Raw genomic sequence first — 5,687 nt, 5'->3', positions numbered from 1 at the left:
AGTATCTTTCCTTCCTAGAAAGGTGATTATAATACATAGCAATCTCCAAACTGTGGTGGTGCGAAGGAGCTAGTATAAATCACCTTTCTACTTTCTTCACTCCACCGTGTTTAAAATTGCACTTCATGTTTGAATCCAGGGTTTTTAGTAAAAAACCACCAAAACTATTCCCCCTAAAACACACAAAAAAAATCTCAACTTTAACTCTTTAAAAAACCTTACAAATTTTTAATAAAAAGACTAGTACATTATTTTTTAACCGACTATAGTCTAAGGGCTTTTAAAGCAAAGAAGTGTTCATTAATTGAACGGGCTATTATAAAAAACACAAATAAAACAAAAACTACCTAACAAGGCAATCGAAATGCGCTATCATGGATGGAACCAAACCTATGCCCTAAGTCTTTTTCAATATCACCGTAGTCTGAAACAGACTTCATCCTCATTCTTATTATCGAAGTTATCAAAACCATCTAGCTTGGCGCCATCGTCTGGGTTATCATCAAGATTCAAGCTTTTATCCCCCTTATCAAAGTTTTCATTGGCCTTTGCGGGGGTGTTGTTATTGCCGTGTTCGTTTAGTACACATGCGTTATCGACTTATACATCAAAGGTTATTGAAGGTACTGCACCGTATTTAACATTTGATGGGGGACGAATTAAGGCGACTTCCACAGATAGTTTATTGTCTATTAAGTTGCAGGATGGCCGGGTTATCAGGCCATCAACTAATACATCAAGTGCAGCAAATCCAATAAGATTACCTTATGCAGGAAGTACTTTGGGAGATATAGATATGTTAATCCCATCATCAGTGAATTCAGTGAGTTTAAGTGATTTGGTCACTAGATATAATTATTGGGGAGATGATGACGGAGATGGACAGGCTGCAAATGGCATAACGGCGACGGGAAGTATATCGGTAAGTTTCACTGACAAGAATGGCCATACAGTAAGTCGTAGCGATACATTAGATATATGTAATGCGCCTTATAAAGTAACATTAAGTAGTACTGGAGGCAGCTTAGCTACACAGTATGGCGTGCCGAATAGTAGTATTTTTAGAGGTAGTTCAGCGGTGTATTATATCAACCTGAATTCACAACAACCTAAAGTTTGTTACGCAAGGCCGGATTTGAAATTTGGCTCTTATTCCTATGGCGATGACCTTCATTACGCTGGCCCGGCTAACATTTGGAACCGGAAAAAGGGTTTTTTAGTTCAATCAACCAGTTTGTCATCTTATAGTCGTAATTTTCCTACTACGGCTGCTGATGGTTTGTATTTTGATTTAGATATAGCGGGAGTAGATGGAGGTCAGTTGACATGGTCTTCTGTTTCTCATGGTGGGATAACGTGGATCGGCTACACTAATTCATACAACTTTTTTAAGGGGTAAGGTAAACTTATCACCACTAAAAAAGGAACAAATGTGAATAAGATTAAACGCAAAAGACGAACATTCACAGATGATTTTAAACACCAAATGGTCAGTCTTTATCAACATGGTAAATCACGTAGTGAAATCGTTGCAGAATATGATTTGACACCATCAGCATTGGACCGTTGGATAACGCAATCAAGCCAAAGCGGTTCATTTAAAACAAAAGATAATCGCAGTCCACAAGAACAAGAGTTAATCGCGTTGCGTAAAGAGCTTAAACAACTCCGTATGGAAAACGATATTTTAAAGCAAGCAGCACTGATAATAGGACGAAAATCGCTATCCTAAAAGCAAATCGACATCGTTATAGCATAACAAAACTATGTCAATATTTAGGATTATCAAGATATTACGCTTATTATCAGTGTAAATTGAATAGACAAAAATCAGTAGGGCCCCACGCCAATAAAATCGTGACGCTATTTAATCAGAGCTATCAGTCTTATGGTACAAGACGAATTCGTTTTGATTTACAGAAAGAGAATATTTGGGTGTCACGCCGTTACATTGCTCGGGTGATGAAAGCCTTATTGCTGGTATCAAAATACACCGTTAAACGTTATCAATCTCACAATACGGAAGTGAATGAAACCGCCACAGAAAATCACCTGCAACGACAATTTGATGTAGGTGATAAAAAACAAATTGTTGTTGCGGATTTAACGTATATTCAAGTTAAGCAACGTTGGAACTATTTATGTGTTTTAGTGAACTTATCCGATAGACAGATTGTCGGTTACCATGTTGGTCAACATAAAACAGCAGAGCTTGTTATGTCGGCATTAAGCAAAATTAAACTGCCATTATCAAAATTAGATTTATTTCATTCGGACCGAGGTAAAGAGTTTGATAATCGGTTATTAGCGGATTGTTTTAAGACATTTAATATCACGCATTCATTAAGCAAGAAAGGGTGTCCTTATGACAATGCGGTAGCGGAAGCGACATTTAAAACAATTAAAACGGAATTTGTAAAAGGCCAACGTTTCAACTCAACGGCTGAGTTACAACGCGCTTTTTCGGCTTATGCTTATTGGTATAATCATAAACGATTACATTCTTCGTTAGGCTACTTGCCTCCCGTTGAATTTAAAAAACACTTATCCCTTAATTTTTTTGTTTGAAAATGTGTTGCCATTCCAACGGCTACAGTGAGTTGGACAAGGCCACATTCAGGCACATTCATCCCGCCAGGTGGACAGCCCATAGAAGCCGATAGTTGGATTACTGATAAATCCAAGAATGTAACGCGGGTGACGATCATTGGTCCTAAGGCGGATAGCTCTCGAATACAATCAAGTAATCCTAGATCACTAACCGTACCCTCTTTACCACAGACCTTTGAGTTGGTGGGTAGGGATAATCGTGGTAATGAGGTGAAGTACGGATTTGTGTTGAAGCAGTGGTTTATCAATAGAAGGAATAAAATGGAGACTTTATCTAATCAAATATCTTGGTGTAATCGTTTGGGTTATCGACTTTCTAAGGTTAATGATTTGACTAACGCGAAGTGTGGTGTTGATAATAGTTGGTTCTCATGTATACATGGTATAGATGGTACTACGCCATCTTCAGGTGGTAATTATTACCAGCGTTACATTGGTGCAGGTTTTTTCACTGAGTGGGGACTCATGTACAATTACGTTGATGCGGGCTTCGTTGTCAGCTACTATTGGGCAGGCGACATATCAGGCCTTGTCAGCCGAGCCAGTGCGTACGATGGCAGAATCTACGTCTATCCCCACCATGACCATAGCCAATCTTATACAGAACTTGCTGTTTGTACCGCACCTTAGTTTTAGTCCTTCGGCTTAAGGAGAGGATGGTGCAAATAAAGGACGATTTTTAAACAAAAATCGGTCAGAAAAGGTATTGATTTTATTGAGGTTTTTATTTGGTGGTTTTTAACCAAAAACCACCAGCAAAAGTTGTCCTCAGTAGCCCGCCAACATAGGCTGACTCATCCTTTAACAAAACTTTACAAATTTTTAACAAAAAAGGTAGCACATTATTATTCAAGCGATTATAATTTAAACGCTTTCAAAGCAAGGGAGTGCTCATTAGTTGAGCAGTTAGTTATAAAAAATTCAAATAAAACAAAAAATTACTTGACAGGATGATCGAAATGCGCTATCATACTTGGCATCTGGCATCTGGCATCTGGCCTGCCAAACCTATGCCCAAAATCTTTTTCAATTTCACCGTAGTCTAAAACAGACACAGTTCTTATTTTCATCAGCGAGGTCATTTCGCGTAGCGAAATGGACGCCGTCATCGAGGTCTTTACTGGCGATGTTTTCGGCGGGTACTTCGGCAACATCTTTGGAAATATCGTCGGAAACCGCTTTGGTCAGGTCATCGGCCACATGTTCGGTAAAATTATCGTCGATATCCAAGTGGTTATTAGGGCCGCCATTGCTATCCAAACCTCCATTATGGTTTAGACCTTCATTGTTATTTAAATCGGCATTGTTCTTCGCGTTGTTGTTCTTGTTGTCGTATTCACAGGGTTCTGTGGCATTAACGGCACATACATCAAGAGCAATTGAAGGTAGTGCGCCATATTTAACATTTGATGGGGGACAGACAAAGGCAACTAATACGGATACTTTTTTGGCAATCGAGTTGCCAGATGGAAGACGTATTACTCAGTCAGCTAACACATCAAGTGCTACCAATCCGATAATGTTACCTAGAGGTAATTATACATTTAATGATATTCACATGGTAATACCGTCGGGTGCAACCTCTACTAGTTTAAATAGTCTAATCAGCCAAGGAAATTGGGGAGATGATGATGGGGATGGACAGGGTGCTAATGGAGTAACAGCATCAGGGCGTATAGATTTAACAATAAAGGATAAAAATGGCACTACCGTTAGTCGTAATGATGCATTAAGTATATGTCATGTACCTTATAAGGTAACTTTAAGTAGTACAGGGGGGAATTTAGTTACGCAGTATGGTGTGCCAAATAGTAGTACATTTAGTGGAGGAACAGCGGATTATTATATCACTTTGCCGTCACATCCCGCTATTTGTTCGGTCAGGCCGAATTTGTTATATGGTGGTACTGGCAACGTTTACTATGGTGATGAACCACGTTATGCCGGTCCATCTAACATATGGAGTCCTACTAAGGGCTTTCTAACTCAATCAACAAACCCATCATCTTACGACCGAAATTTTCCAACCACGGGGGCAGATGGATTGTATTTTGATTTGGATATTCCTACTGGGGTAGATGCAAGTCAGTTGAATTGGACAGTTAATACAAGTGGTAGTATACGTGCAACGGTGAGTAGGACAAGGCCGCGATCAGGGAGGTTCAGAAACCCAGGAGGGTGGCGTAAAGAATTTGATAATTGGATTACTGATAAATCCAGTTATGTAACACGGGTAACGTTGCATGGTCCAGAGGCAAGAAGCCAGTGGAGGAATTCTAATCCTAGTCCGCTTACTCCGTTGCCATCTTTACCACAGACCTTTGAGTTGGTGGGTAGGGATGGTCGAGGTAATGAGGTTCGTTATGGATTTGTGTTGAGACAGTGGTTCGTCAATCGGGGTGATAAATTTGATACTCAGTCTAACCAATCCTCTTGGTGTAGTCGTTTGGGCTATCGGATGCCTAGGGTAAGAGATTTAACCAATGCGGTTTGTTCTGGTTTGGGTTCTAGTCCATCTTGCCAAGGTTCTGTCGGCGCCACACCTAGTTCATCTGGTAATCATTACCAGCGTCACATAGGTGCAGGTTTTTTCTCGGAATGGGGCGATATGGAAATCTACGCTGATGCGGACTTCAAATACTTCAATTACTGGACGAGTGAGTTTGTGAATAATAGATGGTTCTTTGTCTCAGGCTCTTTTCCGAGCAGTATCGCTATAAGTGATTATAGAGGCAGCAACAACGTTTCTGGTGTTTGCATCACACCTTAGAGTTTAGCGTTTAGTTCTTAATCCTTAGGGCATGGAAGGCGGTTATGGTGCCTGAGAGGATAATCTAACAAAGAATAACGCCCCCGCGTAAGTTGGGGCATTTCCCTTAGGGTTGCGCTGTTGCGGCGAAGCCACAATCGCGCCGCCCCCGCCGCCGGCGACGCTGAAAGTGTCGATGGCGGTGGCTCAGGGGTAAAATCAAATAAATAAAGAGAAGTCATGTAATGGAAATAGAACAAAAATTAGCATTAAGTGAAAATCCGATACATTTTTTGAAAGAAGGTCTTTTTTTAAAGGCTTATAACCA

5 protein-coding genes are annotated in these 5,687 nt (G+C 40.2%); all 5 read left to right on the top strand.

Annotation, left to right across the window (positions count from 1 at the left end; genetic code table 11):
• The first annotated feature begins 364 nt into the window (after window positions 1-364).
• The 5 genes from ACYIAJ_RS11215 (at window position 365) to ACYIAJ_RS11195 (ending at window position 5,380) form a co-directional block, all read left to right on the top strand.
• Window positions 365-1,399: a hypothetical protein gene (locus ACYIAJ_RS11215; protein ID WP_483564831.1), complete on the top strand. Its 1,035-nt coding sequence runs from the start codon at window positions 365-367 to the stop codon at window positions 1,397-1,399.
• A 33-nt stretch (window positions 1,400-1,432) separates the two neighbouring features.
• Complete coding sequence (locus ACYIAJ_RS11210) at window positions 1,433-1,732, top strand: transposase (protein WP_065585449.1); 300 nt, start codon at window positions 1,433-1,435, stop codon at window positions 1,730-1,732.
• Window positions 1,720-2,568: an IS3 family transposase gene (locus ACYIAJ_RS11205; RefSeq protein WP_483564832.1), complete on the top strand. Its 849-nt coding sequence runs from the start codon at window positions 1,720-1,722 to the stop codon at window positions 2,566-2,568. Before ACYIAJ_RS11210 ends, ACYIAJ_RS11205 begins: the two co-directional genes overlap by 13 nt.
• 27 nt (window positions 2,569-2,595) lie before the next feature.
• Window positions 2,596-3,240, top strand: a complete 645-nt coding sequence (locus tag ACYIAJ_RS11200; protein ID WP_483564830.1) for a hypothetical protein — start codon at window positions 2,596-2,598, stop codon at window positions 3,238-3,240.
• A gap of 343 nt (window positions 3,241-3,583) precedes the next feature.
• Entirely contained in the window at window positions 3,584-5,380 is a 1,797-nt protein-coding gene (locus tag ACYIAJ_RS11195; protein ID WP_483564829.1) for a hypothetical protein, read from the top strand.
• Window positions 5,381-5,687: the final 307 nt, after the last annotated feature.

This window comes from Gilliamella sp. X-46, assembly GCF_057063525.1.
The sequence above is the reverse complement of the archived record's forward strand: the minus strand, read 5'-3'. Positions and strand labels throughout refer to the sequence as shown.

Coding starts and splice junctions, on each gene's coding strand:
- ACYIAJ_RS11215 (WP_483564831.1), top strand. CDS start 365: ATGCGCTATCATGGATGGAACCAAACCTATGCCCTAAGTCTTTTTCAA.